Consider the following 26,096-nt stretch of genomic DNA (forward strand, 5'->3'; position numbering starts at 1 on the left):
CCATATGATTCACCTCGCTCTGCAAGCGCTGGTGGCCGAGCTGAATGCGTACCTGAAACGTGTTTTCAGCCTGGCCGACAGCCAGTCCATTGCCTTACTTTCCGCCCTGACCTCCCCCGACGGCAGCGCCAACGCCGACACGCTTAACAAGCTGTGTCTTACGCTGGTGGGGCTGGAGCAGGAAAGCACTGTCCGCAACGTGCAGGACGGGCGGATGCAGGAAGGGGCCTATACCCGCGCCAACCCGGCGGTGCGCCTGAACCTGCGGGTGGTGCTGGCCGCCAACTTCAGCGACTACGCCGAGGCACTGAAGTTTCTGTCGGCCGCCCTTGCCTTCTTCCAGCGCAAAAACGTGCTGACCCCGCAAAACACCCCGGCCCTCGACGCGCAGCTCGATAAGGTGATTATTGAGCTCGAAACCGTGGAAACCCAGGAATGGAGCTACCTGTGGGGCATGCTGGGCACCAAGTGCCTGCCCGCCGTGGTGTACAAAGTGCGGATGCTGACCCTGCAGGAAGTGCCCGACGGCCAGGCCCGCCCCGCCATCAGCGCCACCGACCAACAAGCCCGCGCCTGACCATGCGGCACACCTACATTCCGGTTTGCTCCCTCGCGCAGCAGCACACTTATTTCCAGCAGCCTGCTACTGCCAGCGTGCGCTTTGCGCCCACGCCCGACACCGCCGAGAAGCTGCGCCGGGCCGGCCTGCTGCTGAAAGCCACCGAACTGGGCCTGCTGCTGCTGCGGGCGCTGCCGGTGCCCGAGCCCGACGAGACGCCCGCCCCGGCCCGCCCACTGCCGGATTTCTTGTTTCCGCTGCGGTTTGCGGTGCAGCCCATCAGCCCGTATTTCTGGAATTTCACGGCGCTGCCCGAGCAGTCGGCACCGGGCCCGCCCAGCCGCATTCCCTCCATCCAGTACTTCCGGGTGGAAGCCGCGCCACCGGATGGCAGCCTGACGCTGACCGTGCCGGATGCCCGCCCGTTGCCCCTTACCACCCTGGCGCTGAGCGTGCCAGCGCCCCGGGCCGATGCCATCGCCGGAAAAGTAGACGAAGCGGAAATTCGGGATGTAGTGCGCGATAAGGCATTGCCAGCCAGCATGGCGCAGAAAAATGCGTTGGGGCTGAACATCGACCTGCGGCCCTGGGGTGCGGGCCACTACCAATTGCAGCGCCACGGCCAGGAACTACTCGAGTGCTACGCCGACGACCAGCTGCACGCCGCGCAGGCCTGGGCCGTGCTCGAAATCGCCCAGGGCGCCCTGGCGGCGGGGCCGCTCAACATCGTGTTCGCGTTTGAGGGCCGCCGCACGCGCTGGCGCTACCTGGTGCGCTACCGCCCCACCACCGACCCCGCCCCGGTCATCCCGGAAAATGCCTCGATAAAGGTAAAAATGGCCAAGGCTGACAAGGTGAAAGCGGTTAAAGACGACCAAGCAAAACCGGCCAAAAACGACGGCCCTCCTTCCCCGGTGAGTTTTGCCGTGCCGAAGCAGCTTCCAGCCACGGGCCCGGCCGCCGACCTCGTTTTTGAGTCGGATGTGGCGCTGCCACTGGCCGAGCGGCCAGTCGTTGCCTGCACCCTCCACTACACCCTCCACGGCACGCCGGTGGAGGTCGCCCTGCCTGCCGCGCAGGGCGACGTGTTGTGCCGGCCCGGCCCCGACCCGCAGCAGCCGGCCTTTTCCGAAATAATGGTACTGCTTTGATTTTCATGCCGCTTCTCTCACTTCTTCTCCCCTAACCCCACTTTTTTCTATGCAACAGCAAACCCCCGGCGTCTACATCAACGAGATAAACGCCTTTCCCAATTCGGTGGTGGAAGTGGCTACGGCCGTCCCCGTTTTCATAGGCTACACAGCCAAGGCCAACTACAACGGCGAAGACCTCGCCAACAAGCCCCGGCGGGTAACATCGCTGAAGGAGTTTGAAACGTGTTTTGGCCAGGGCGCGGTGCCGGTATTCGACCTGCAGCCCCAGGCCGGCAACGACGACCAGCTGGCGGCCCGCAAAGCGCTGGCCGTGCAGGCGCTCACGCTGCAAATCCACGACGTGACCGCGTACGGGCCGGGCTCGGGGGATACGGCCTTGAAAAGCTACGCGCTGGTGCCTGACACCGGCAGCGTGATTTATTACCTCTACAACAGCGTGCGGCTGTTTTACCAGAACGGCGGCGGCACGTGCTACATCGTGTCGATTGGGTACTACGACGGGGACAGCGGCAGCAATGCCTTGACGGAAACGCTGGTGCCGGACGGCGGCAAGGCGCAGGCGAAGGATGCTGGCGGCAACACCGCCGACACGGCGGCCCCCACCGCCAACACGCCCACGAAAGACCAGTTCATCCAGGCCATCGACTCGCTGATTTACGAGCAGGAGCCCACCATGGTGCTCTGCCCCGATGCCCTGTGCCTGAACAAGAACGACTACTACGACGTGGCCAAAAAAATGCTACAGCACTGCAACGAAACCCAGAGCCGGGTGGCCGTGCTCGACGTGTTTGACGGGGCCGTGACCAACCCGCTCGCGCTGAACAGCGACGATACGCCCGTAAGCCGCTTCCGCGACGGCGTGGGCAACAACTACCTGAAATACGGCGTGAGCTACTTTCCGTGGGTGTACACCACGGTGGTGGGCGACACCGAAACCACGTTTCAGAACATGAGCAAAAACATGGTGACGACGGTGAATACCGCCGCCCAGAACGCCCTGACCACCGCCAAAGCCAGCCTGACGGCCAAAGCCCACACCCCCGACCTGCCCGCCGCCCAGCAAACGCTGCGCAGCGCCCTGGCCTATGCCAACCTGGTGCAGGCCGCGCGCCGCATGCACCTGCCCTCGCTGGCCGACGTGCAAAAAGAAGACGCCGACCGCCTGGCCGCCGCCCCCGGTGCGGCAACCCAGGCAAGGACGCTGGCCGGTACGGCTAGTACCGATGCTGGCAAAATTGCTGCCACCATCACGGGGGCAACTGCCGTGGACAAACTCGCGGCTGTCGGTACCACTATTACGACTGCCATCAACAGCGCCGACACCGCCGCCCAGGCGCTGACGGCCATTGGCGGCAGCGCCGCGGCCCAGGCCACCGAAGCGACCACGAACGTAGCCAAGGCGAATGCCGCACTGGCGAAAGTCACGGCCGCGGCCAACGCGGCCCAAACGCTGACGGGTGACGACCTGACCGCCAAAATAAAGGAGGTGACAGATGCCGCGACGGATGCCGCCGCCGCCGCAACCGCCGCCGCCGTTGCCGCGAATGCCGCCGCTGACGCCGCGACCGAAGATGCTAAAGCCGCCGGTGCCGCCGGCGATGTAGCTGCTGCGCAGGCGGCGGCAAAAAAGGCCCAGGCCACTTTTGATTCGATTGCGGGCGGGGTTGACGCCGCGGCGAAAGCAACGGCCACAAAAGGGGCCGTTGCGGATGCCAAGCTCGCATCGGACGCGGCCACGAAAGCTGCCGCTTCGGCCACGGCGGCAGCCGGTAAGTCCAGCAGCGCGGCGGCCATTGCGCTGGCCAAGGCCGCCTCTGATATGGCCGTCGCAACTGCCACGGCCGCCACTACCGCCGTGGGCCTGCCCACGGATACAGACCCGAAGGTCGCCGCCGCCGCTACCGCTGCCCAGGCCGTCATCAAGCAAGCCCAGAGCGCCGCCGACAAAGCCCAGCAGGCCACCGACCTGCTCAGCGGCCAGCCCCCAACCCCGGCCGAGCAAAACGTGGAGGTGCTGCGCCTGCACAACGCCCTGCTGGCGTCAAACTTCGACTACAAGCGCGTCGTCGACAACATTACCCGCTACCGCAACACCCTGCCCGTGGCCCCAGCCATGGCCGGCGTGTACACGGCCGTGGATACCAACCGTGGCGTGTGGAAAGCCCCCGCCAACGTGAGCCTGAGCGGCGTGATAGCCCCGACCGTGAACCTGAGCGACAACGACCAGGCCCGCCTGAACGTGGACGCCGTGTCGGGCAAGTCGGTGAATGCCATTCGGCCCTTCCCAGGCCAGGGCGTGCTGGTGTGGGGCGCCCGCACCCTCGACGGCAACAGCCAAGACTGGCGCTTCATCAACGTGCGCCGCACCATGATTATGCTGGAGCAGTCCATCAAGCTGGCGGCCCGCGCCTACGTGTTCGAACCCAACGACGCCAACACCTGGGTCACGGTGCAGAGCATGATTAGCAACTTCCTCTTCAACCTGTGGAAGCAGGGCGCCCTGGCCGGCTCGAAGCCCGACGACGCCTACAGCGTGGCCGTGGGCCTGGGTACCACCATGACGGCCCAGGACATTCTGGACGGCTACATGAACGTGTTCGTGAAAGTGGCCATCTCGCGCCCCGCCGAATTCATCGTCCTCAGCTTCCAGCAGCAGATGCAGAAGTCCTAACCGGGCTCGCATCCATTCTCCCAATTTTAACTTTTTAACTACCCAAGCTCATGGCTGGTGAAGCACAAGACGCCGTTTGGCCTCTCCCTAAGTTTTTTTTCAAAGTAGACCTCGGCAATGGCGACAGCGACGTGCCCTTTCAGGAGGTGAGCGGGCTCGAAACCGAAACCCAGATTATTGAGTACCGCGCCGGCAACAACCCGGTGTTTTCGACCATCAAAATGCCCGGCCTGGCCAAGGTGGGCAACGTGACCCTGAAAAAGGGCATTTTCGTGAAGGACAACAAGTTCTGGGCCTGGTACTCGCAGATTAAAATGAACCTGATAAAGCGCTCGACGGTGGTTATCAAGCTCTGCGACGAAGGCGGCAACCCCACGATGACCTGGACGCTGAACAACGCCTGGCCCTGCAAAATCCAGGGTACCGACCTGAAGGCCGACGGCAACGAAGTGGCCGTGGAAACGCTGGAAGTGGCGTATGAAACGCTCGTGGTGGCGAATGCTTAAGCTTCGACTGAAATAGGAACGTCATTCCGAGCGCAGCCGAGGAATCTCGCCCGCGCCGTTCGGGTGTCGCTCAACGATTCGAGCGAGATTCCTCGGCTACGCTCGGAATGACGTTCTTTTCTCGGCCTTCTTACATTATCAACGACCTAGCCCTTTATGCCTGACCAAGGATACCCTCCCGTAGGATTCTACTTCGCCCTCGGGTTCAGCGGCGTGAACACGACGGCCGATGCCGCCTTTCAGGAAGTGTCGGGCCTGTCGGCGGAACGTGAAACCGAGACCATCGGCGAAGGCGGCCAGAACCTGTACAAGTACACGGTGCCCACCGTGGCCAAATACAGCAACCTGGTGCTGAAGCGCGGCCTGCTCACGGAAGGCTCGGACCTGGCGACCTGGGTTCGGAACACCATCGGCTCAGACTTGTCGGTGCCCATTCAGCCGAAGCAGGTATACCTCAAGCTGCTCAACGAGCAGGGCCAACCGCTGGCTTTCTGGTCGTTCGAGAATGCCTGGCCGGTGAAGTGGAGCGTGTCCGACTTCAACGCCCATGACAGCACCATTGCCATCGAAACGCTGGAACTGAGCTACACCTGGTTTCGGCAGCAGCCGGTGTAGCCAGAAGGAATAATGCCCGTCATGCCGAGCGCAGCCGAGGCATCTCGCTTGTGATAGTAATCAATTTGATTAGTGGTGGCACGCGAGATGCCTCGGCTGCGCTCGGCATGACGGTCTTTTCCGTGAGTTCATATTCAACCATCCACTCCCCCACCATGCCCATCGAAATCCGCGAGCTCGTCATCAAAGTGACGGTGTACGAAGACAGTCGCCGCCCGACACCCGCAGCGGCAGCCTTCAACGCCGAAGCGCGCGAGCAGCTCCGCCAGGAGCTCACCGAGAGCTGCGTGCGCGAGGTGCTGGCGCAGCTGCGCCGACAGCGCGAGCGGTAGCCCATGCCCTAATTTTCTTCCTTTCTGCAATGAACTACCCTGACTCCCGCCGCACATGACGTTGGTTAAAATGCTCATCCAGAGCTACGAGGATAATACCTTTTCGACCAAAGGCGCGGGTAAATACACGGTTTTCCTGAACCCCGAGTCGTTCACGCACACGTTCGAGGTAGCGTACGACAAAACCGAAACCCAGGGCCAGAGCGGCGCCACGGCCAAGTTCAAGGCCATGGGCGACGAGCAGGTGAGCTTCGACCTGATGTTTGACGGCACCGGCGCGGTCGTGGGCACGGTTATCGACGTGGACACGGAGGTGAAAAAGCTCCGCAGCGTGACGCTCGACTACCAGGGCAAGCTGCATTCGCCCTACTACTTACAGCTGAGCTGGGGCACGCTGCTCTTCAACTGCCACCTCACCAAGTTCGACGTCAGCTACACGCTGTTCCGGCCCGACGGCTCGCCGCTGCGGGCCAAGGTGTCGCTCACGTTTGTGGGCTTCACCGATACCGCCACCAAAGCCAAACAAGCGGATAACCAATCCTCCGACCTCACCCACCACCACTACGTGCAGGCCGGCGACACACTGCCGCTGCTCTGCCACCGCATTTACGGGCACTCGCGCTATTACCTGGCCGTGGCTGCCCACAACCAGCTCATCAACTTTCGGCGGCTGGAGCCCGGGAAGCTGCTGCAGTTTCCGCCGCTGGTGTAGTGGCGTGGCATATTTTCTTTGCTCTCTACTGTCATCCTGAGCATTCTGCGATTCAAGCAGAGTCGAAGGACCTTATCACGCTAGAAAAACATGATGCAATCTCAACGATACAATCGTGATAAGGTCCTTCGACTCTGCTTGAATCGCAGAATGCTCAGGATGACAAACGAAAAAAACTCCTTTTGCCTTTCGACTTATTATGCCTGCTGTAAGCCCTCTTGCTTCCAATACCGACCTGGTTACGTTCCGTATTCTGGCCGATGGGAACGAAATCAATTCGTCGTACCAGGTGCGCTCGATTGAGGTGAGCAAGGGCATCAACCGCATTGGCAGCGCGCGGCTGGAGCTCTACGATGGCAGCGTTTCCAACGAAGACTTCGCGGCGAGCGACTCGGCCGACTTCCTGCCCGGCACGGAGCTGACCATTTCGGCCGGCTACCACACCAACAACCAAGTCATTTACAAAGGCGTCATCGTGAAGCACGGCTTGGAGGTTTCGGCCACTTCGCTGCTGGTGCTGGAATGCCGCGACAAGGCCGCCAAGCTGACCGTGGGCCGCAAAAGCACCACCTTCGCCGACAGCACCGACGGCGACGCCATCGAGAAAATCATTGCCTCGCACGGCCTCACCGCCTCGGTCGACTCCACCACCGTGACGCACCCCAGCCTGGTGCAGCACTATTGCTCCGATTGGGATTTTGTGGTGGCCCGGGCCGAAGCCAACGGCCTAGTGGTCATCAGCGAGCAGGATACCGTGACCGTAGCCAAGCCCAAGCCGGATGCCAACGCCGTGCTGGTTCTCACCTACGGTGCGAGCATCATCAGCTTTGCGGTGGACATGGATGCCCGCTCGCAGTACCAGGCCGTGAAGGTGAAGTCGTGGGACTACACCACCCAGGCCATGCTGGAAGCCGATGCCGCCCCGCCCGGCGTGGGCACGCCCGGCAACGTGCAGGCCTCCAGCCTGGCCGACGTAATGGCCGAACCTTCCTACGACCTGCCCACCGCCGCGGCCACCACCCAGCCCGAGCTGCAGGCCCACGCCGACGCGCTGCTGCTAAAATCGGCCCTGGCGAAGGTGCGGGGCTCGGTGAGCTTCCAGGGCAGCGCGCTGGCGGTGCCGGGCTGCACCGTGGAGCTGGCCGGCATGGGCCAGCGCTTTAATGGCACAGCCTACGTGTCGGGGGTGACGCACACGGTGGCCGATGGCAACTGGGTAACTGAAGTAGCACTGGGGCTCGACGAGCAGTGGTTTGCCGAGCAGCACCCCGAGGTGGCGGCGCCCTCGCTGCTGGGGCCGCTGCCCGGCATTCAGGGCCTCTACAATGCCGTGGTGGCCCAAATTCATGCCGACCCGCTCAACGAATTCCGGGTGCAGGTGAAGGTGCCAACCTTGCAGAATCAGCTGCTGTGGGCCCGAATGGGGCATCCGTACGCCTCATCGGGCAGCGGCGCGTTCTTCTACCCCGAGGTGAACGACGAGGTGATTCTCGGCTTTTTCAACAACGACCCGCAGCAGCCCGTGGTACTGGGCGCGCTTTACAGCAGCACCCGCGCCCCCGCCTATACACCCGCCGAAAAGAATAACCAGAAAGGCTGGAAGACGCCTAAGCTGCTCACCATCGAGCTTGAAGATGAGAAGAAAATCATCACCATCAGCACGCCCGGCGGCAACAAGATAATACTTGACGACGAGGCCAAAAGTGTTACCATCAACGACTCGCACAGCAACAAAGTGGTGCTGTCGTCGAGCGGCATCCTGCTCGACAGCGCCACCAACCTCACCCTGAAAGCTGCGCAGAACATCGAGCTGACCGCCACCAACGGCATCACCCTCACCGCCACAGCCGACCTGGGCCTGAATGGCCTGAACGTGAACGCCACCGCCAAAGTGAGCCTGAAAGCCGCCGGCAACGCCACCGCCGAACTCTCGGCAGCGGGCCAGACCACGGTGAAAGGGGCAATTGTGATGATTAACTAATGTGATGAAGATGAACGAAAATGGCCCGTCATGCAGAGTGCAGCGAAGCATCTCGCGTGCTACTAGTAATCCTTTCGATTGGATTGCGTTGCGCACGCGAGATGATTCGCTGCGCTCTACATGACGGGCCTTTGTCCGCTTTAAAGCACCTATCCACCCCTACTACTTCCCCGCCCTATGCCCCCCGCCGCCCGCCTTACTGATATGCACACCTGCCCGATGGTAACACCGGCCGTACCGCCCATTCCGCACGTGGGCGGGCCGATTGTGGGGCCGGGCATGCCCACGGTGCTCATTGGCGGGCTGCCGGCGGCGCGGGTGGGCGACATGGCCGTGTGCGTGGGCCCGCCCGACAGCATTGTGATGGGCTCGACTACGGTGCTGATTGGCGGCGTGCCGGCCGCGCGCATGGGCGACCCCACGGCCCACGGTGGCAGCATTGCGCTGGGCTTTCCCACCGTGTTGATTGGAGGCTAAGTCATGGCTGATTTCAACCAAAACGACCCGAACGAGCTAACGCAGGCTGGTTTCCTGGGCAAGGGCTGGAGCTTCCCGACGGCATTCGCAGCCACGGGCGGGCCGCTGCGCCTGGAAATGGTGGCGGCCGAGAATGACATCCGCCAGAGCCTGCACATCCTGTTTCATACCGAGCCCGGCGAACGGATTATGAACCCCAACTATGGCTGCGCGCTGCGGCAGTTTCTGTTCGAGCCCATGGACACTTCGGCGATAACGCGCCTGAAGGCCACCGTGGAAAAAGCCGTGCTCAATTATGAATCGCGCATCCGGCTGCAGGGCGTGGAAGTGAACGTGGAGAACCAGCTCGACGGCGTGCTGCTGCTTGAAGTCAGCTACGTGGTGCGCTCGCTCAATAGCCGCCACAACGTGGTCTTTCCCTTCCAACGCGAGGCCACCCTGCTCGCCGACCACTCCGCGTAGATGAATTTTGGCGTGCTCCCTTCGCGGTTTCAGCCGGCCGGCACCTCGCAGCAGGGCCGGCGGCAACCGGCCCTGCTCGAAGGGCCGGTGGAGCTGGTGCACGCCCCGCTCGAAGAGCTGTTGGCTTACATGGCCCGCCTCTCGACGAAGGTGCGCTACTACGAAGCCCGGGGCGGCCAAGTGGAGAGCACCCGCAACTGGAACCTGGCCGAGCAAAGCGAGCTGTTTATGCTGGCCCTCATGGCCCGGCAGCGTCTCACCACCCAGTACGCTCACTTCACGCGGCTGGTGCGGCAGCTCGAAGACCCGCTGGCGCTGCCCCGGCAGCACCAGTTCATTCAGGGCAAAATTCTGAGCCAGGTATTTCTGATGGCCGAGCAGCTGGAGCGCTGGTGGGGCGCGCAGCAGATTAGCAGCATCCGCAGCTCGCTGGAAGGGGAGTTGCGCGGCATTGTGGTGGGCTTGGGCGCGGGCCTGCGCCAGGTGGCCGCCATCGAGCAGGCCCTCAAGGACCAGCAGGTGTGGCAACCGCCCTACCCCGGCCACCGCTACCGCCCCGACCGCATGGAGCACCTCTGGACGATGCCGGAGCCAGCAGTCGACATTACGGCCGACAGCTTCGACAACCAGCTGCGCGATGTGCTCTGGAAGTTCTACCACGCCCAGGCGCAGATTGCCGCTGTGGCCAAGCGCGTGCTCGAACAGGTGGTGTACCACCTACCCCAAGCCCGGTCGGCTGCGGCCAACATGCGGCCCGAAATTGCCCTGCTCGTCACGTTCTGCCAGCTCTTCCAGCACGCCCAGCACGCGCTGAACGAGTTGCCGCGCCGGCAGCTCAACTACTATTACCAGGAGGTGCTGCGGGTGGCGTTGCGGCCGGCCCGGCCCGACCACGCCTACCTGGTTTTTGGGCTGGCGAAGGGCGTGCCAGGCTACCTGCTGCCGGCCGGCACCGCGGCCGAGGGCGAGAAGGATGCTCACGGCCGCCGGCCCACGTTCCATACCACGCAGGCCCAGCCGCTCACGCCCTGGCGGGTGCAGCAGTTCAGCTCGGTGTTTGTGAGTGGAATTGACAAGGGCGCAGTACAGGGCATCTGGGCCGCTCAGCAAGCCGACTCGGCCGATGGCCGGGGCCAGCCGCTGGCCAACCCGGCCGAGGGCTGGGCACCGTTTGGCGAAGCCCAGGAATTGCTGACCCCGTCTCAGCGCAACATGGGCGCGGCGGCGGTGGGCTTTGCGGTATCAGCCCCCGTGCTGCTGCTGCACGAAGGCCACCGCACCATCGAGCTGGACATTGATTTCGAGCCCGAAAGCTTTGCCCGGCAGCTCGCCGCGCACCACGCGGCCCCAGTCGGGCAGCAGGCGGTGCGCGCGTTTGAGGATTTAGTGCGCGATGCCTTCCGCATTGACATTAGCGGAGCCACGGGCTGGCTGCCGCTGCGCGTCGAGGCCGTGTACCGCACCCCCAACGGCACGGGCCTAACTTGGCGGCTGAACCTAGACCGCGCCCAGCCCGCCGTGGTGCCGCACCAGCCGGAGCTACACGCGGGCCAGTTCCGCTCGGCGTGGCCGGTGCTGCGGCTGCGGCTCAATGCCCACGCGCCTACCTACGGCTACTCCAGCCTGGGGGCGCTGCAGCCACACACCATTGCCATTCGGGTGCGGGCGCACGAAATCCAGGGCCTGCAGCTGAGCAACCAGCTGGGACCGCTGGCCTCGGGGCTGCCGTTTGCGCCATTTGGCCCGCAGGCGCGAATGGGGGCTTACCTGCTGGTGGGCTACCCCGAACTGTTCCGCAAGCGCCTGATCGAACTGGCCCTGGGCCTGCACTGGGCTGAACTGCCCACCGAGCCGGGCGGCTTTGCCGACTACTACCGGAACTACGCGCCGACGGTGACCAACGACTCGTTTCGGGTGGCCACGAGCTACCGGCGCGACTGGCGCTGGGTGCCGGCCACCTTGCCGGGCAGCTCAGTGGCACTGTTTCAGCCCTCGGGCCCGCTGCGGCCGGGCACCCCAACGCTGGCCGCCACCACCGAGCTGGAGCTGAACACCGGAGCAGCCACCGATTTCAGCCAGCAACTGATTGATGTGGCGGCCTCACAGCCGTCGGAGGCGGCCACGGGTAGCCTCCGGCTGGAGCTGGTGGCCCCGGGCATGGGCTTCGGCATCGAGCAATACCCCTCGCTGCTGGTCGAGACCATGCAGTACAACGCCCGCCACACCTCCGAGCCGCGCCCGTTGCCGCGCCCGCCCTTCACGCCGCAGCTGCGGAGCCTGGAACTGCGCTACGCGGCCGAGGAAGTGTTTGCGGCGGCTTCGCTGTTTGGGAAGCCGGGGCCAGGCCAGCCGCAGTTCTACCACATTCACCCCTTGGGCGAGTACCCGCCGGGACAGGCGGCCACCGCGGCCAGCGAGGCCCGCACCCTGCGCCTGCTGCCGGAGTTTGCGGCCGAGGGCACGCTCTACATCGGGCTGGCGCAGCTCGCGCCGCCCCAGCAAATCAACCTGCTGTTCGAGCTGGCGCCCTTTGGCCAGTTCCTGCGGCAGCACACGGCCGCTACCGGCGCCGTCGACCAAATGAGCCAGCCCAAAGTGGAGTGGGCCTACCTCAGCCAGGATGAATGGCAGAAATTCGTGCCCGGCACGGCCCTGCCCGACAAGGCCGTGCGCGACGAAAGCCACGGCCTGACCGAGCTGCACCCCGTGTACCTCACCCTGCCCGATGACATGGACACGCGCCACACCGTGATGCCCGACGGCTTGTTCTGGCTGCGCGCCTCGGTGGCGCACGGCACGGCGGCCATCAGCCGGGTGCGGGCGGTGCACCAGCAGGTGGTGCTAACCGAGCGCACCACCCCCGCCGTGGGCGAGCCCGTGCCTTTCGTGGGGCATTTGCCGGCCCGCAGCCTGAGCCGACTGGCGCGCCCCAACCCCGCACTGGCTACGGTAGCGCAGCCGCTGGCTTCGTTCGGCGGCGCGGCTGCCGAGGAAGCAGCGGCCTACAACACCCGGGTGAGCGAGCGCCTGCGCCACCGCGGCCGGGCCGTAACGCCCTGGGACTACGAGCACTTGGTGCTGGAGCATTTCCCGGAAGTGTACCAGACCAAATGCCTGCGCGCCAATCAGGTGCCGGCGGCTATTCGGCGACCGGGGCTGGTAGTGGTGGTGGTTACGCCCTATCCACCTACTGCCACGGCGGGCTACCAGTTGCCCAACTTCAGCCCCCACCAGCTCGACCGGATGCAGGCGCTGCTGCAACGGGTAGCCGCGCCGCGCATTCGGGTGCAGGTGTGCAACCCGTTCTACGAGCAGGTGCAGGTGCGGGGCAAGGTGCGCTTCACGGAATCGGCGAAGCTGGCTACGCCCCAGCCGGGCGCGCTGCTGGCGCGGCTGGAGCAGGAGCTGCGTGAGTTTCTGTCGCCGTGGGCGCGCGCGGCGGGTGCGCCGGGCCAGCCGCAGGGGCTGACTGGTGCCCGGGTGCTGTCCTTCCTCAACCAGCGGCCTTACGTGGAATTTGTGACGGGATTCTCGGCGGTAAAAATGGCCCTGGAAAACGGCCAGTATTTGTTTTATGACACCGATGCGCTGGACGACGCAGCGGCCGAAGCCGGCACCGAGCAGGCCCTCGACGACCTCACCAACCGCCCGTGGAGCGTGTACCTCTCGGCGGGGCACCACCACCTGGCCGAGGTAACGACGGTGGCGGCCAAAAAGGCGGACTTCCAGGCCCAACCCGCCGGCATCGGCAACCTCACCATCGGCACTGATTTCGTGATTTACAACCGCTTCGAGCCCGGGCACGAGCCCAGCCCGCCGCCGGCCCTCGCGCCTCAGCCCAGCCAACCTTAACGCTACGCTACCCTATTGTCTTCCCACCCTTCGCCCATGGACAACTTCGTCGAACAACCCCAGCGCCGCACCACGCTGCGGCAGTATTTCAAGCAGGGACGCATGCCCACCGAGGAGAGCTTCCGCCACCTGATTGATTCGAGCGTGAACAAGTTGGACGACGGCTTTTCGCGGCACCCGGTGCAGGGCCTGCAGCTGGGCGCGACCGAGGCCGGAGCCGACCCCAAACAGGGCCAGCGGCTGCTTTCATTTTACCGGGGCTGGCAGCAGCTGCGCAACGAAGCCACCACCTGGTTTGTAGGCCTGCTGGGGGCCGAGCCGAGCGCCGAAGCGCAGGGCCTGGGCCTGGCCTTTGCCGAGCCGCAGGAGCGCCCCGAAGCCGACCCCGACAACGATGACGACCGCACGCCCCCACCGCCCGTGCGCCTGTATCTGGCCCCCGGCGGCAAGGTGGGCATTGGCACCACCAACCCCAGCGCCCGCCTCAGTGTGGACGGTTTTGTGGGCAGTGTGGGCCGCACGGGCACTTTCCAGAACGAACCCGACCAACCCGGCCAGCCCGGCCCCGAAGCCCTCGACCCGGCCCGCTACACCGGCGCGCTGCTGGTGCCCGCCAACGGCGAGTGGCACCCCATCATCAGCGGCCTGCGCGGGCTGTGGAGCTTTGAGGTAATGGCCGCGGCCTACGGCCCGCCAACCAGCGGCAACTACGCCATGGCCCACGGCGTGGCTCTGGGCGTGCACGGCCGGCAGCAGCCCATCCATCTGCAGGAAGCCCGCTACGGCGGCTGGCGGCAGCGCATCGAGCTGCGTTGGTTCATCGAAGCGCCCGGCACGCGGGAGCAGCCGGCGCCGCTGTATGGCCTGAAGATGCGCACCCGCAAGAATTTCGGCGCTGGGGCGTCCATCATGTATCACATCACCTGTCTTTTTGAAGACCACCGGCCTTAGTAGTTAGGGTGAAAAGAACCGTCATGCTTCGCTGCGCTCTGCATGACGTTCCCGCTGCCCATTTCCTACATCGCCTCTACCTCCCTGCTACCCATGCAATGCATTTCGTCCACCATTTCGAAAAACCAGGAGCTGCCCATCGGGCTCGACTACTTTCGCCTGCGGGCCGAGGGAGTGAGCCTGCTGCAGGCACTCAGCGGCAACGTGTGGACGGATTACAACGAGCACGACCCGGGCGTGACCATTCTGGAGGCCCTGTGCTACGCCATAACCGACCTTAGCAACCGCGCCCGGCAGCCCATTCCCGACCTGCTGGCCCGGCCACCCGGCACGGCCCCGCGCGCGGTTGCGCCCCTGGTGCCGGCTCCCGAGGCCTTTGCCAACCACCCGGTTACGGCCAACGACTACCGGAAAATCGTGCTGGGGGACGCCCAGCTCCGGCAAGCCGTGCGCAACGTCTGGATTAAGCCCCGGCGCAAAAACCCGGGCGAATACACCGTGCGCGTGGGCCTGTATTATGAGGCGAATACGCCGAGTCCCGCCGTGAACCGCCCGGCGCTGGCCGGCCAGGTACTGAGCCTCCTCAACCAACACCGCAGCCTGGGCGAGCAGTTTGGCAAAGTGGTTTTTCTGGAACCCTACCTCGTGGGGATTGGCGGACGGCTGGAGATGCAGGGGACCCAGTTGCCCGAAGACGTGCTGACTGAAGCCCTGTGGCGCGTGTACACCATCCTTCAGCCCACCGTGGCCCGGCACGACCAGGCCAGCTGGCCCAACCTGCCCGGGCATCCCGAAGAAATTCTGGCCGGCCCGCTGCTCGAACACGAGCTGCTGCTGGAACGCGACTTTGCCGCTCAGCCGCGCCAGATGGGGGCCGCCCAGCTACACGCCGAGCTCAGTACCCTGCCCAGCCTGCGCGGCGTAGACGGCCTCAGCTTGTACGAGCCCGGCCAGGACCGGCCGTCGGTGCTGATACAGGTTGGCAAAGACCAGGAGCTGCTACTGGACGTGGAAGCCAGCCTGCAGCGCCTCTGTGTGAGTTTCAAGGGAGTGCTGGTGAACGTGAACCCAGCCCGGGTGCGCCACAAGTTTGAGCAGCGCCGCGCCGAGCAGCAGCGCGCCCTGCGCCGCCCGCTGCCCACCGCCGCCCCGGCCCCGGCCGAGCCCCGGCCCTTCCTCAACCTGGGGCATTACGACTCCATTCAGCACAGCTTTCCGGCGGTGTACAGGCTGGGGCCGGATGGGCTGCCCGCCGCAGCCCCGCCCAACCAACGGGCCCAAACCTGGCAGCTCAAGGGGTATTTGCTGTTCTTTGAGCAGTTGATGGCCAACTTCTGCGCCCAGCTCAGCAACGCCGAAGCCCTGCTCTCGGGCCAGCCGGTGCTGCACGAGGAGCAGCTTTTTGCCCAGCGCCCGGTCGACGTTCCCTCCCTGGACTACCTGCTCGATGAGCCCGGCCGGCCGCGCGCCCCACAAGCCCCCGATGACCGCACGCCCGACCTGCCGGGCTACTCCGCCGTGCCCGATACCACGCCCGACTTCAACCACTCCTACCTGCACAAGCTGGCCGAAGACCCCAGCGCCCTGCGCCGCCGCCGCGACGCGCTGCTGACCCACCTGCTGGCTCGGTTCGCCTACGTTATTGCCCCCTTCCACCCCGCCCCGAGCGACCCCGACGGCATTCCGGCCCACAGCCTGCAGGTGCGCGAAAACCTGCTGCGCCACCTGAACACGGTGATTAGCCACCGCGGCGCGGCCCGGGTGGCCTTCGACTTGCTGCCCCGCACCGATGCCTCGCCTTACGACGTCTCGGGGCTGGAGCTATTCCTGTACCTGCTCACGGGCATCCGCTATTTCGAGCTGGCGGCCCGGCACAAGCTTCTGACCATGCTCGAAAAGGAGGTGTGGCTCGACCAGAGCGCTGCTGGCCCCACAGCCCGGTTGGTGGTGCACGGGGCCGAGCTGGATTTTCCCACGTTCCTGGCCGTGCAGCAAAGCCTGCTGGCCGACCCCAGCCTGGGCAAGTCGACGGAATCGGGCCGCCTGAGCCTGGCAGATGAAAACGGCCACCCCACGGGCCTGGAGCTGGAATTGCTGACCGCCCAGCCCACGCCCGGCAACAGCGCGCCGCAGCAGGTGATGCGCTACCTGGCCCGGCTCGATGAGTACCTCAACCGCTTCATTCTGCTAGACCACTGCACCCTGCAGTCGGCTACCCCCGCGCCGGCCGCCGATAAAGACGAGTCTTACAGTCCGTATGAGTTCCAAATCAGCGTCTGCCTGGCCGCTTTCACCAGCGCCTTTCAGCCCCGGCCCGGCGCACCGGCCAACACGCCCAGCGAGTACCAGGAGTACGTGCAAAACCTGATTCTTACCCACGCGCCGGCCCATTTACTGGTCCACATCATCTGGCTCGATTTCGAGGAGATGAAAGACCTCGAAGGCCGCTACGAAGGGTTCGTGGCCGCCGGGGGCTTGCGCCTCGGCGATGCCAGCCGCAACCCCACCCAACTGCTGGAAAAGCAGCAGAATCTGCTCGAATTTCTGCGTCCACATTTTTAGTAGCCAGCAGTAAAAACCTGAATTCAACCACCAAATAACGCGCCGGCCTTTCCCAACTAAACCCTTACCTCTCCCCTCATGCACGCTCCCCACGCCATCCAGACCCTGCGCTTCGAGCTGCTGGCCGATGCGGTGCCCCAGGCCCGCCGGCTGCCCGAGCGGTTCAGTGCGCTGTGCCGGCAGCAGCTGGCGGTGGTACTGGAGGAGGAGTTTGCCGCGCACTGCCCGCCGCACCAGCAGCTGCGCCTGCCACAACTGGTGCTGGAGCTGCCGCCCGTTGCCGACCGCCGCCTCGAAGCCAAACTGCCCGACCTGCTCCGCCAGGCCCTGCGCACGGCGCTGGCCCGGCTTGGCGCAAGCGCCCAAACAGCCATTACCACCACGTCGGAGGCCACCTCCTGGCTCGATGTGCTGGAGCATTTTCTGCGGCACGGCCGCTTGCCCTGGCAGGTCGCAGCCGCCTCGTTTTCGCTGGATGAAGTGCTGCGCCGCGTGGTGGAGCACCAGGCTGCCGCTTTTCGGGCCCTGCTGCTGCGCCTGGGCCAGACGGCCCAGCGGCGGCAGCGGCTGGTGTGGCAGCTCAACGCCGACCAGCTGCAGCTGCTGCTCGTGGTGCTCGAACCCATTCATGCGCCTTTTCTGCACGCCTTCGTGCTGGCCACGCTGGCTGCCCACCGCCAGCAGCCCCTCGCCCCCATTACAGCCACGGCGCTGCGCAGCATCATGTACGAGCTGGTGTTGGCGGACTTGCTGCTGCACGCGGGCACGGCGTTCAACCGCCGCGCTTTTCTGGAGCGCCAGGTACGCCAGCTGGCCGGGCAGTACAACCTTTCCTTCCCGGATTTGCTACGGCAGCTGGTCGCCGCTGAGCTGGCCCTGACGCCCCGCACCCAATCGGCCCTCTCCGTACTGCTCGAAGACCTGCACCAGCGCTACCGCCCAGCAGATTTGCCCGGGGTGGCCGCGGCGGCCGGGCAGCGGCCGAATATAAGTCGCGCCGACGGGGGCGCTACTTCGCAAGCTGCTGGCACCGCTCAGCAAGTAACCGGTGGGGCAGCTTCGGCTTCGTCGTCATCTGAAAATTCAACCGCAGCTACGGCTACAACAGCTGTTATGGTAGCCAGAGCAGCCGCTGGTACTACCGTTGGCGGAATAGCCGGAGCATTAACTGGTGCGGCAACCAGCGCGGCCAACTCCGAAGCCGCAGCCGACCCTGTAGCCGCCGATTTTTCGGCAAATCCGGCGGCCTCGCTCACCTATTTTCTACAGTATGGCTCGCTGCCGCTGGCCGCCCCGGCTCGCACCGCGCAACAGCTGCTGGCAGCCTTCCCGGCCTGGCTCACGCAGGGTTGGCGCGTGCTGCGACCGGCGCTGCAAATGGGGGGGCCGGCCGCGCTGCACCGGCTGGCGCAGCTCTTGCCGGAATCCATGCTGATGCAAGTGCTTCGGCTGGCCACGCCCGGGCAGTTACGCCCCGTGCAGGGCGTGATGGAGGCCGTATGGCAGCAGCCAGTTGTACAAGCCGCCGGCAACACCCGGTCGGATTTGTGGGAGCACACGCTCAACTATGTGTTGCGGGAAGATTTCCGCGCGTTCAGCAGCCCGGAATTTCAACAGTGGCTGGTGAAACGGTTAGCTGCTTCGGCGGCGGGCAATGTTTCGGCCGTTGGCCAAGCCGCTGCGGCTGCCGCGAACGCACTGACCATGCACCCCTCGGCTGCCAGTGCCGCCAATGGTGCCAGTGCCGCTCAGACAGTCGGCAACCAGGTTTTCGCCAGCCCGGCTTCTGCAGCCAGCCCGGCTTCTGCCGCCAGCAGTTCCGCATCCGACAGCAAGGTTTTCAGCGCTAATCAAACCTCGGCAGTCCATCAGGCATCCGTCGCCGGCGCTCCCGCTGCGCAATCAGCTTCCGCTGCCACTACGCCAGCCACCGGTTTCAGTTCGGCGGCCAGCATGCCCCTTTCAGCTCACAACGCTCCCGGAGCGGGCCAGGCACTCACCGACAGTGGTGCTGCAGCCGCCAGCCATGCTTTTGGTGCTGATGAAGTATTGGCTTCCGGCGATGCTCAGGATGTTACGGCCGCAATTGCTACGCGCAGTGCCCCGGCCGCTGGCAGTGCCCTTTCATTGCCGCAGGCCCAGGAAGTACTCCAACTCCACTTGGCCGGAGGCTTAACGCCGCCGTGGTGGCCGACCAGTACCATCAGCCCCGCCAGGCTGCGCACCCTGCTGGCCCAGGTGCTGCGGGCAGGGGCGCTGCCCGATTTCCTGCGAAACCAGGCCCTGACCGCGGCGGCACAACAGCGGCTGGTAGTGCTGGCCGACTTTTCTCAATTGACCCGCCTATTAACGGCCCGTCGGCTTTCCAGCAGCTCTGCGACTTCTGTAGCGGCACTGGCTGGGTTGGAACGCCGCGAAACTACAAGCGCCGCAGGGCAGCCTTCCGATTGGCTGCTGTTGCTGCGGGCCGCTTATCTGGCGTTTTACCTAAAGGGTGGGCAACCGGCTACGAAAGGCTCGGTTTTGGCGGAAATCCAGCGGTTGGCCGCCTTTTATCAACTACCCATGCCGGCCACCCTGGGAAGAATCCGGCGGCTGCTCGCCGCCCAGCCCACTTTATTGGGTAATGCTTTCTTTAGCGGTCTGAATCAAAGCCTCCAACTGCCGGTAGCTGCCACAGCTGCGCAACCAGCCGAACCACCCAAAGCAACCGCAGCCCCTCAGGTCGCGGAGAAGCAGTACCCGGTACCAGAACCAACTACCAAAACAGTTGAGAGCGGCTTTCCAGATAAGCAGAGCAGCCATTTGGAAGAACAGAGCAGCCATTTAACTAAGCAGAGCACGCAATCAGAGGAGCAGAGCAGCCATTTAACTAAGCAGAGCCTGCAAGCAGCGGGGCAGAGCAGCAATCTAAGAGTGCAGAGCAGCTTTCCAAAGGAGCAGAGCGGCAATACAAGAGCGCAGAGCAGCCAGCCAGAAGCGCAGAGCCGCTTTCCAAAAGAGCAGAGTAGCCAGCCAGAAGCGCAGAGCCGCCAGCTAAGAGCGCAGAGCAGCTTATTGGAAGGGCAGAGCCGCCAACCAGAAAAGCAGAGTCGCCAGCCTGAGGAGCAGCACGGCCTTTCGCCTTACTCGCCTGACGTTACCGGGCGCCTGACCCAGCTTCCGACCGGTATAGCGGCCCGCGACCTGGTGTTCTATCTGTTGCGGCACCAGCAGGCGCCGTGGTGGGCCCCAGCCGGCCTCACGCTTGCGCACCAGCAGCAGCTGCTGACGCAGGTGGCCCACGAGTACCGGGCCGGCTTGCAGGAGTTGGTGCACACGCACGGCCGGGAGCCCGCGTTTCGGCAGGCGCTGGCGGAGCAGGCCAGCTTCGCGCAGTTGGCCCGGTTCGTATCGAAGCCCGGCCCGGCGGCCCCGGGTCGCCTGGCACCGGCTACCCTGGCGGCGCTCGACCAGCAGCTGGCCCGGGCCGGCGAGCCCGTGGCCCGGCTGCTGCGCCTGGCTTACCTCACGGCAGCCTTCCACGCCAACCCTGCCGATGTCCGCACCCTGGCGGCCCAGGTGCGGGCGCAGGCGCTGCGCACGGGCACCGCCTGGCGTACCGTGTTGCGTTACGTAGCCGCGCTGCACCGGCAGCTGCCGGCCCTGGCCACGGCCCCATTCTTCGCCGCGCTACTGGCGGCGGCCGCCACCTACGAGCAAGTAGCCCGGCCGCAGCCGCGGCCCGCTGGCCGCCACACCCGCTCGCGGCCGACTTCCACCAGCGCGACGCACAGCCAGCTGGCGGCCACCGCGTTTCAGGAGCTTGAGGAATACCTGCGCACCGGGCAGGCCCCCGCCTCTACAGCGGATGGAAACGCGGGCGGGCGGGCAGTAGGCGGCACTTTGGCTGATGGAATATCAACGTCGGAAGCACATATAAATGGCCAGTCTGTTGCTGGAGTCCCCGTTCCAAGTGGTCCGTCGGCCGCCAGCCGAAGCGCTACATCTGGTACGGTACCGCAGCCATTCGCGGCGCAATGGAAGCTCCTGCTGCGGTCCGAGCACCGCGCGGCGTTGCAGCCCCTGCGGCCGCTGCTGGCCTCACGCACGGTGCGCAGCCGCCTGCTGGCCGGCCTGGCAGATACGGAGTTTTGGCAGCTGCTGCGGCAGCTCTATCCCGGCCACTACCGGTTGGCCTTCCGCCTGGCAGCCGATTGGCAGCTATTGGCCCGGCAGGGTTTGGTGAAGTTGAACGCACCGGCATTGTTTGAGGTGCTGCTAGTACTGGTTCAGAGTACGCCCGTGGCCTCCTGGCGGCCCGATACGGCCGTGCGGGCGCTGCTCGCGGCCGAGGAAGCACTGTGGCCCCAGGCTGCCGCTAGGCGCGGGCATTCGCGCGCCGGCCAGCTGCTAGCAGCCATTGGCCGGCGTGGGTTGGTGCTGCGCGGGCCGCTGGCGGCCCTGCTCACCCTGCACCACCAGGCCGGCCAGGTGGCCAAGTCTGCCCCGCCGTCCACCCCCATTCCGTTTATCACAGAAGCAGACCGGCCCATGGAAACCGTGTACCTCGCCAATGCCGGGCTCGTGCTGCTGTGGCCCTTCCTGACCATGCTGTTCGACCGGTTGGGCTACCTCGAAAACCAGCAGTTTCGCGACGAGGGCAGCCGGCAGCGGGCGGCCCTGTTGCTGCAATTCCTGGCCTCCGGCGCTTCGGAAGTGCCCGAATACCAGCTGCCGCTCAACAAGCTGCTGTGCGGCGTGCCCCAGGGCCAGCCGCTTCCCCGCGAGCTGGCCCTTATCGCTGCCGAAACGGAGTTGGGCGAAAGCCTCCTCAAGGCCGTTATCGCCCGCTGGGATGCGCTGAAAAGCACCAGCATTGCGGGCCTGCGCGAAACCTTCCTGCTGCGGCCCGGCAAGCTCGAGTGGCTGCCCGACGACCGCATCGTGCTCACGGTGGAGCCCAAAACCCTTGATATTCTGCTGGACCGGCGGCCCTGGTCTATTTCCATCATCAAGCTGCCCTGGATGGCGGCCCCGCTCTACGTCACATGGCGCTAACTACTTCTACTATCAACGGGGCAGTTCTAGCCGCCGAGCTGCACTGGTTGGAGCAGGTTATTGCCACCCGGCTAGCCCTGTACTTCGGCCTTGAAAGCACGTACGCGACGATTACGGCCGTGCCCGTGCCCAAGCTCACCGCCTCGCCCTATTCCACGCTAATGAAGGAGCAGAAGCTGAGTGCGGAGGAGCGGCTGGTGCTGGCCCTGGCGCTGGCCCCGCACGTGCAGCCGCAGGTGCTCGATGCGTTTTTTGCCCGCAACGCCGTGCACTTCGACCGCAGCTTCACCGAGTTTGGTGGCTTGCGGGGCAAAGGCCACGGCGGCTTTCTGCCCACGGGCGAAACTGCGTTGTTTTTGCTGGCCGGCGACGATTTGGCCGAGCGCCTGCGCTGGCAAACCTGCCTCTGGCACGACTCGGCCCTCACCCGCGCCGACCTGGTGCGGCTGGTACCCGCCGAAGCCGGCGAGCCGGCCGCCAGCGGCGCCCTGGCCATCCCTGCCGACCAGCTGGCCCGGCTCCTCACCGGCGCGCGGGCCGAGCCCACCTACAATTCCGACTTCCCGGCCCGGCTCGTGAATACGCCACTGACCTGGGACGACCTCGTGCTCGATTTTCAGGTGAGCGAGGAGATAGCGGAGCTGCGCACCTGGCTCGAAAACCAGCAAGGCCTGCTCGCCGATGAGCACCTGCGCCGCCACCTCAAGCCCGGTTACCGGGCCTTGTTCTACGGGCCGCCCGGCACTGGCAAAACCCTTACGGCCTGCCTGCTGGGCCAGGCCACCGGCCGGCCCGTGTACCGCATCGACCTGTCGATGGTGGTGTCGAAGTACATCGGCGAAACCGAGAAAAACCTGGGCCGCGTGTTCGACATGGCCGAGCACCGCCACTGGATTCTGTTTTTTGATGAAGCCGACGCGCTATTTGGCAAGCGCAGCACGGCCGCCAGCTCGTCCAACGACCGCCACGCCAACCAGGAAACGGCCTACCTGCTCCAGCGCATCGAGGATTTTCCGGGAGTCGTCATCTTGGCTTCCAACCTTAAGGGCAACCTCGACGAGGCCTTTTCGCGCCGCTTTCAGTCCATGGTATACTTCCCCATGCCCGCCCCGGCCGAGCGGCTGCGGCTCTGGAACCAAGCCTTCACGGGCCCGGCCGCGCTGCCGGCCAGCGAAGACCTGACCGACATTGCCGAGAAGCACGCCCTGGCCGGCGGGGCCATCGCCAATGTGCTGCGCTACTGCGTGCTGGCCACATACCGCCACGGCCGGCCGGTTTCGCTGGCCGATGTGCGCAAGGGCATCCAGCGCGAGCTGGCCAAACAAGGCAAAACTTCCTGAGCCCCGGGCCGGCCCGACAGCCGTTTATCTTCGCTTTCCTTTCTACTACGCTATGCGCTTACTTCCTCACCGCCCGCTTTTTCGCTCTGCTACCGCGCTGGTTGGCTTGCTGACGGGGCTGTTGCTGGCAGCCAGCAGCCTGCCCGACTACGGCCAGTCGCCGGGCGCTGGTCAGCGGCAATTACGTCCGGTTGGGTCCCGACAGCCAGTGGTGAGGACGACAACAAAAACGGTGACGAAAACGCTGGGCCCAAAACCGGCGAAAACGAGGGCTGCGGCCCGGCCCGCGGCAACAGTTCAGCTCACTGCCACGCCGGGCCCCATCGTGCTGCTGCCGCCGCCCAGCGTGCAGGACTACCGCCGCTACAGTGCCGAAGACCGCCAGACGTTCAGCATTCCGGAGCAAACCGCCCGGCCCGACTACCAGTACCCGGCCTTCCTGATGCCGCCGCTGCCCGATACGCTGCGCCTGCGGCCGGGCGCGGTGGTGTTCGGCTGGCACCCGTTCTGGATGGGTACGGCCTACGTGAACTACGATTTCGCGCTGCTGACCCACGTGGCTTACTACGGCTACCAGGCTACCGACCAGGGCGAATTGCAGTTGCCCGCCCCGGCCGGCCAGGGCCCCGAAAAGCTGATTACCCAGGCCCGCCAGCAAAATCCGGCCTGCCAGGTGCTGCTCACCATCAGCTACCCCGGCGCGGAGGGGCGCACCTCGCTGCTCACCCCGGGCGGGGCCGCCCGCCAGCAGCGGCTGGTCGAAGCAATTGTGCAGGAAGTGGCGGCTACCCACGCCGACGGCGTGAACCTCGACTTCAGCCCCCCCGACCAGAAACCCACCCGCCTGAACCTCATCGGCCAGCAGAAAAAAGCCGAAGCTGCCGCGCTGCAGAAAAAAACCAAACAAAGCGCCGCCCGCAAAAAAGCTTTGCTGAAACAACAGCAGGCCCAGGTGCCCCTTCCTGCCGACGCCCTGGCTTTGGCTACCGCTAAAGATGAGTACACCGACTCGCTGCGGCAAACCACCGAGCAGCTCCAGGAAGTGAATCGGCGCATTGTTGCCCACAAAGCCGCCCTTCCGCACCGCCCGGCTCCCCCCCCAACCCAATACTCCCTCTGGCAGCGCGCGCTCATAAAGCTGAAGCTGCAAACCCCCACCCCGGCCGCGCCGGCTGCCTTCGATACCACCCAGTATCACCAGGCTGGGCAAGCGCTGGCAGCCGCGCAAAAGGGCCTGCTCGTGCGCAGCAAAAAGCTGCGCCAGCAGCTGGCTGCCAACGCCGGCCAGCTGCGCCAGGCCGATGCCGCGCAAACGGCCGGGCAGCCCGTAGTGGCCGCCAACGTGGCTGAAATTGCCCGCACTATTTCCCGCAGCCAGGACTCGCAGGCCGTGGTGCAGCAGCAGCTGGCCGCCACCGGCGAGGCCCTGCGCGTGCTGCAACGCCGCAAGCAAACGTACCGGTACGTGGTGCCGGCCAGCATGCTCCCGCTGGCCAACCGCTCGCAGGAGCTCCAGAATTTCCTGCGCCTGCTGAGCGCCCGCCTGAAGGCCGGGCCGCACAAATCCCTCATCGCCCTGAGCATGCCGGCCGTGGACAGCACCCGCACCTACGCCAACCTGCAGCACGTGCAGGATGTGGTGCAGCTGTTCATCCTCAAGGCCTTCGACTACACGCCCTACAACCAGGTGGTGCCCGGCCCGCTGGCCCCCCTGAACCCTGGCGACCCCTGGGGGCCCTACAGCGTCACGACTTCGGTGGCGTACTACCTGCAGTTTGGGCACGTGCCCCGGCCGCAGCTGGTGGTGGGCTTTCCGCACCTGGCCAAGTACTGGCAGGTCGATAGCGTGGGAAACGAATTGGTGGGCGACGAGCACGCCCCCGAGTACTGGACCAACCGCCAGTTGCGCAGCCACCTGCCCCTCGGCGACACCAAGCTCGACCTCACCAGCCTGAGCCGCAACACCAGCAGCTTGGCCCGCACCTACGGCCTCGACCCGCCCCAGGCCTGGTGGGAAGACTCGGCCAGCCTGGCCCCCAAATACGCCTGGGTGAAGAAGGAACAGCTGGCCGGCGTCGGCATCTGGGCGCTGGGCTACGACGACGGCTCGCGCCAGACCTGGCACCTGCTGCAAGCCAGCTTCACCACCACAAAGCCCCCAGAGCCGCCCCGCAGCCTACTCGAAGACCTCTACTCCCTGCGCCATGTATTGCTGTTTGCGGGGGTGGTGCTCATTGGGTTTATGCTGCTGGGCCTGCTCATCGCCTTCTTTCGCAATGCACACGCCCTGGCCGCCCGCCCGCCGGTGCTGGCCGTGGTGGGCTTGCTCATCGGGCTGTGCCTGGTGGCGCTTGCGGGCTACCTGGTGTGGTTTGGGGGCCTGCCGCTGGCCGAAGTGCTGCTGGCAGGGCTGGGCATGGCCACGCCCATTCTGCTGGTGGTGCTCTACCGCCGCATAGCGCAGCACCGCATTATCCCGTGAGTCATGCACAACAACACCTCAGCCCGCTACCAGCGAACCAATGGCAGCCCCGGCCACCCGGCCCACGTACACGCCCAGCACGCACAGCCCGAATAGCAGCAGCTTCAGTGAGAACAGGGCTTCGGTGGGCAACTCGCGTAGCAGTGGGGCGTGCAGGGCAGGGTTTTGCTCGAGCAGCAGGCGCAGGCCTACGGCAAAAAACGCGGCCACCAGCAGGGCGCCCAGCAGCCACATTAACTCCCTTAAAACGACGGGTAACAATTTGGCCAGCATATGCTTCGTTTTGGAGACAGTTTACAGCAAATAGGTTGATAGCATCGTACTGCAGCAGCACTAGGGGAGTATTTCAGCGCCGTACCGGCCGCAGCAGCACGGGGCCTTTCACGCTGGCTTCCGCGTT

17 protein-coding genes are annotated in these 26,096 nt (G+C 65.2%); 16 read left to right on the top strand and 1 reads right to left on the bottom strand.

What is annotated here, in order from left to right:
* Positions 1–4 precede the first annotated feature (4 nt).
* From ABD837_RS24055 to ABD837_RS24130, 16 genes are all read left to right on the top strand, one after another.
* Entirely contained in the window at positions 5–577 is a 573-nt protein-coding gene (locus ABD837_RS24055) for a Pvc16 family protein (protein ID WP_345059681.1), read from the top strand.
* A gap of 2 nt (positions 578–579) precedes the next feature.
* Positions 580–1,710, top strand: coding sequence for a hypothetical protein (locus tag ABD837_RS24060; protein ID WP_345059683.1), 1,131 nt, complete (start codon positions 580–582; stop codon positions 1,708–1,710).
* 49 nt (positions 1,711–1,759) lie between these two features.
* Positions 1,760–4,384, top strand: a complete 2,625-nt coding sequence (locus ABD837_RS24065; protein ID WP_345059685.1) for a phage tail sheath family protein — start codon at positions 1,760–1,762, stop codon at positions 4,382–4,384.
* 50 nt (positions 4,385–4,434) lie between these two features.
* Positions 4,435–4,890, top strand: a complete 456-nt coding sequence (locus ABD837_RS24070; RefSeq protein ID WP_345059687.1) for a phage tail protein — start codon at positions 4,435–4,437, stop codon at positions 4,888–4,890.
* Between the two features lie 156 nt (positions 4,891–5,046).
* The gene (locus tag ABD837_RS24075) at positions 5,047–5,505 is read left to right on the top strand and encodes a phage tail protein (RefSeq protein ID WP_345059689.1); all 459 of its coding nucleotides are present in this window, start codon (positions 5,047–5,049) and stop codon (positions 5,503–5,505) included.
* A gap of 155 nt (positions 5,506–5,660) precedes the next feature.
* The gene (locus tag ABD837_RS24080) at positions 5,661–5,837 is read left to right on the top strand and encodes a DUF5908 family protein (protein ID WP_345059691.1); all 177 of its coding nucleotides are present in this window, start codon (positions 5,661–5,663) and stop codon (positions 5,835–5,837) included.
* A gap of 55 nt (positions 5,838–5,892) precedes the next feature.
* Positions 5,893–6,549, top strand: a complete 657-nt coding sequence (locus ABD837_RS24085; protein ID WP_345059693.1) for a CIS tube protein — start codon at positions 5,893–5,895, stop codon at positions 6,547–6,549.
* A gap of 199 nt (positions 6,550–6,748) precedes the next feature.
* A complete protein-coding gene (vgrG, locus tag ABD837_RS24090; RefSeq protein WP_345059695.1) occupies positions 6,749–8,530 on the top strand; it encodes a type VI secretion system tip protein VgrG in 1,782 nt (593 codons plus the stop codon).
* Positions 8,531–8,707: 177 nt separating this feature from the next.
* Positions 8,708–9,007, top strand: a complete 300-nt coding sequence (locus tag ABD837_RS24095; protein ID WP_345059697.1) for a PAAR domain-containing protein — start codon at positions 8,708–8,710, stop codon at positions 9,005–9,007.
* Between the two features lie 3 nt (positions 9,008–9,010).
* Positions 9,011–9,469 (top strand): GPW/gp25 family protein, encoded by a 459-nt coding sequence (locus ABD837_RS24100; RefSeq protein WP_345059698.1) that lies wholly within the window; start codon positions 9,011–9,013, stop codon positions 9,467–9,469.
* On the top strand, positions 9,470–13,321 hold the full coding sequence (locus ABD837_RS24105; protein WP_345059700.1) for a baseplate J/gp47 family protein: 3,852 nt from the start codon (positions 9,470–9,472) through the stop codon (positions 13,319–13,321). It begins immediately after the preceding gene.
* A 36-nt stretch (positions 13,322–13,357) separates the two neighbouring features.
* Positions 13,358–14,272, top strand: a complete 915-nt coding sequence (locus ABD837_RS24110; RefSeq protein ID WP_345059702.1) for a hypothetical protein — start codon at positions 13,358–13,360, stop codon at positions 14,270–14,272.
* A 42-nt stretch (positions 14,273–14,314) separates the two neighbouring features.
* Entirely contained in the window at positions 14,315–16,834 is a 2,520-nt protein-coding gene (locus ABD837_RS24115) for a hypothetical protein (RefSeq protein ID WP_345059704.1), read from the top strand.
* 78 nt (positions 16,835–16,912) lie between these two features.
* A complete protein-coding gene (locus ABD837_RS24120) occupies positions 16,913–21,874 on the top strand; it encodes a contractile injection system tape measure protein (RefSeq protein WP_345059706.1) in 4,962 nt (1,653 codons plus the stop codon).
* Positions 21,865–23,214: an ATP-binding protein gene (locus ABD837_RS24125; protein ID WP_345059708.1), complete on the top strand. Its 1,350-nt coding sequence runs from the start codon at positions 21,865–21,867 to the stop codon at positions 23,212–23,214. The genes ABD837_RS24120 and ABD837_RS24125 overlap by 10 nt, the downstream gene beginning before the upstream one ends.
* A 52-nt stretch (positions 23,215–23,266) precedes the next feature.
* Positions 23,267–25,696: a glycosyl hydrolase family 18 protein gene (locus tag ABD837_RS24130; protein ID WP_345059710.1), complete on the top strand. Its 2,430-nt coding sequence runs from the start codon at positions 23,267–23,269 to the stop codon at positions 25,694–25,696.
* An 18-nt stretch (positions 25,697–25,714) separates the two neighbouring features.
* Here the strand turns inward: ABD837_RS24130 and ABD837_RS24135 are convergent, their stop codons facing one another.
* The gene (locus ABD837_RS24135) at positions 25,715–25,930 is read right to left on the bottom strand and encodes a hypothetical protein (RefSeq protein WP_345059712.1); all 216 of its coding nucleotides are present in this window, start codon (positions 25,928–25,930) and stop codon (positions 25,715–25,717) included.
* Positions 25,931–26,096: the final 166 nt, after the last annotated feature.

The organism is Hymenobacter glaciei (genome assembly GCF_039539585.1).
In the GTDB taxonomy this organism is placed as follows: Bacteria; Bacteroidota; Bacteroidia; order Cytophagales; family Hymenobacteraceae; genus Hymenobacter; species Hymenobacter glaciei.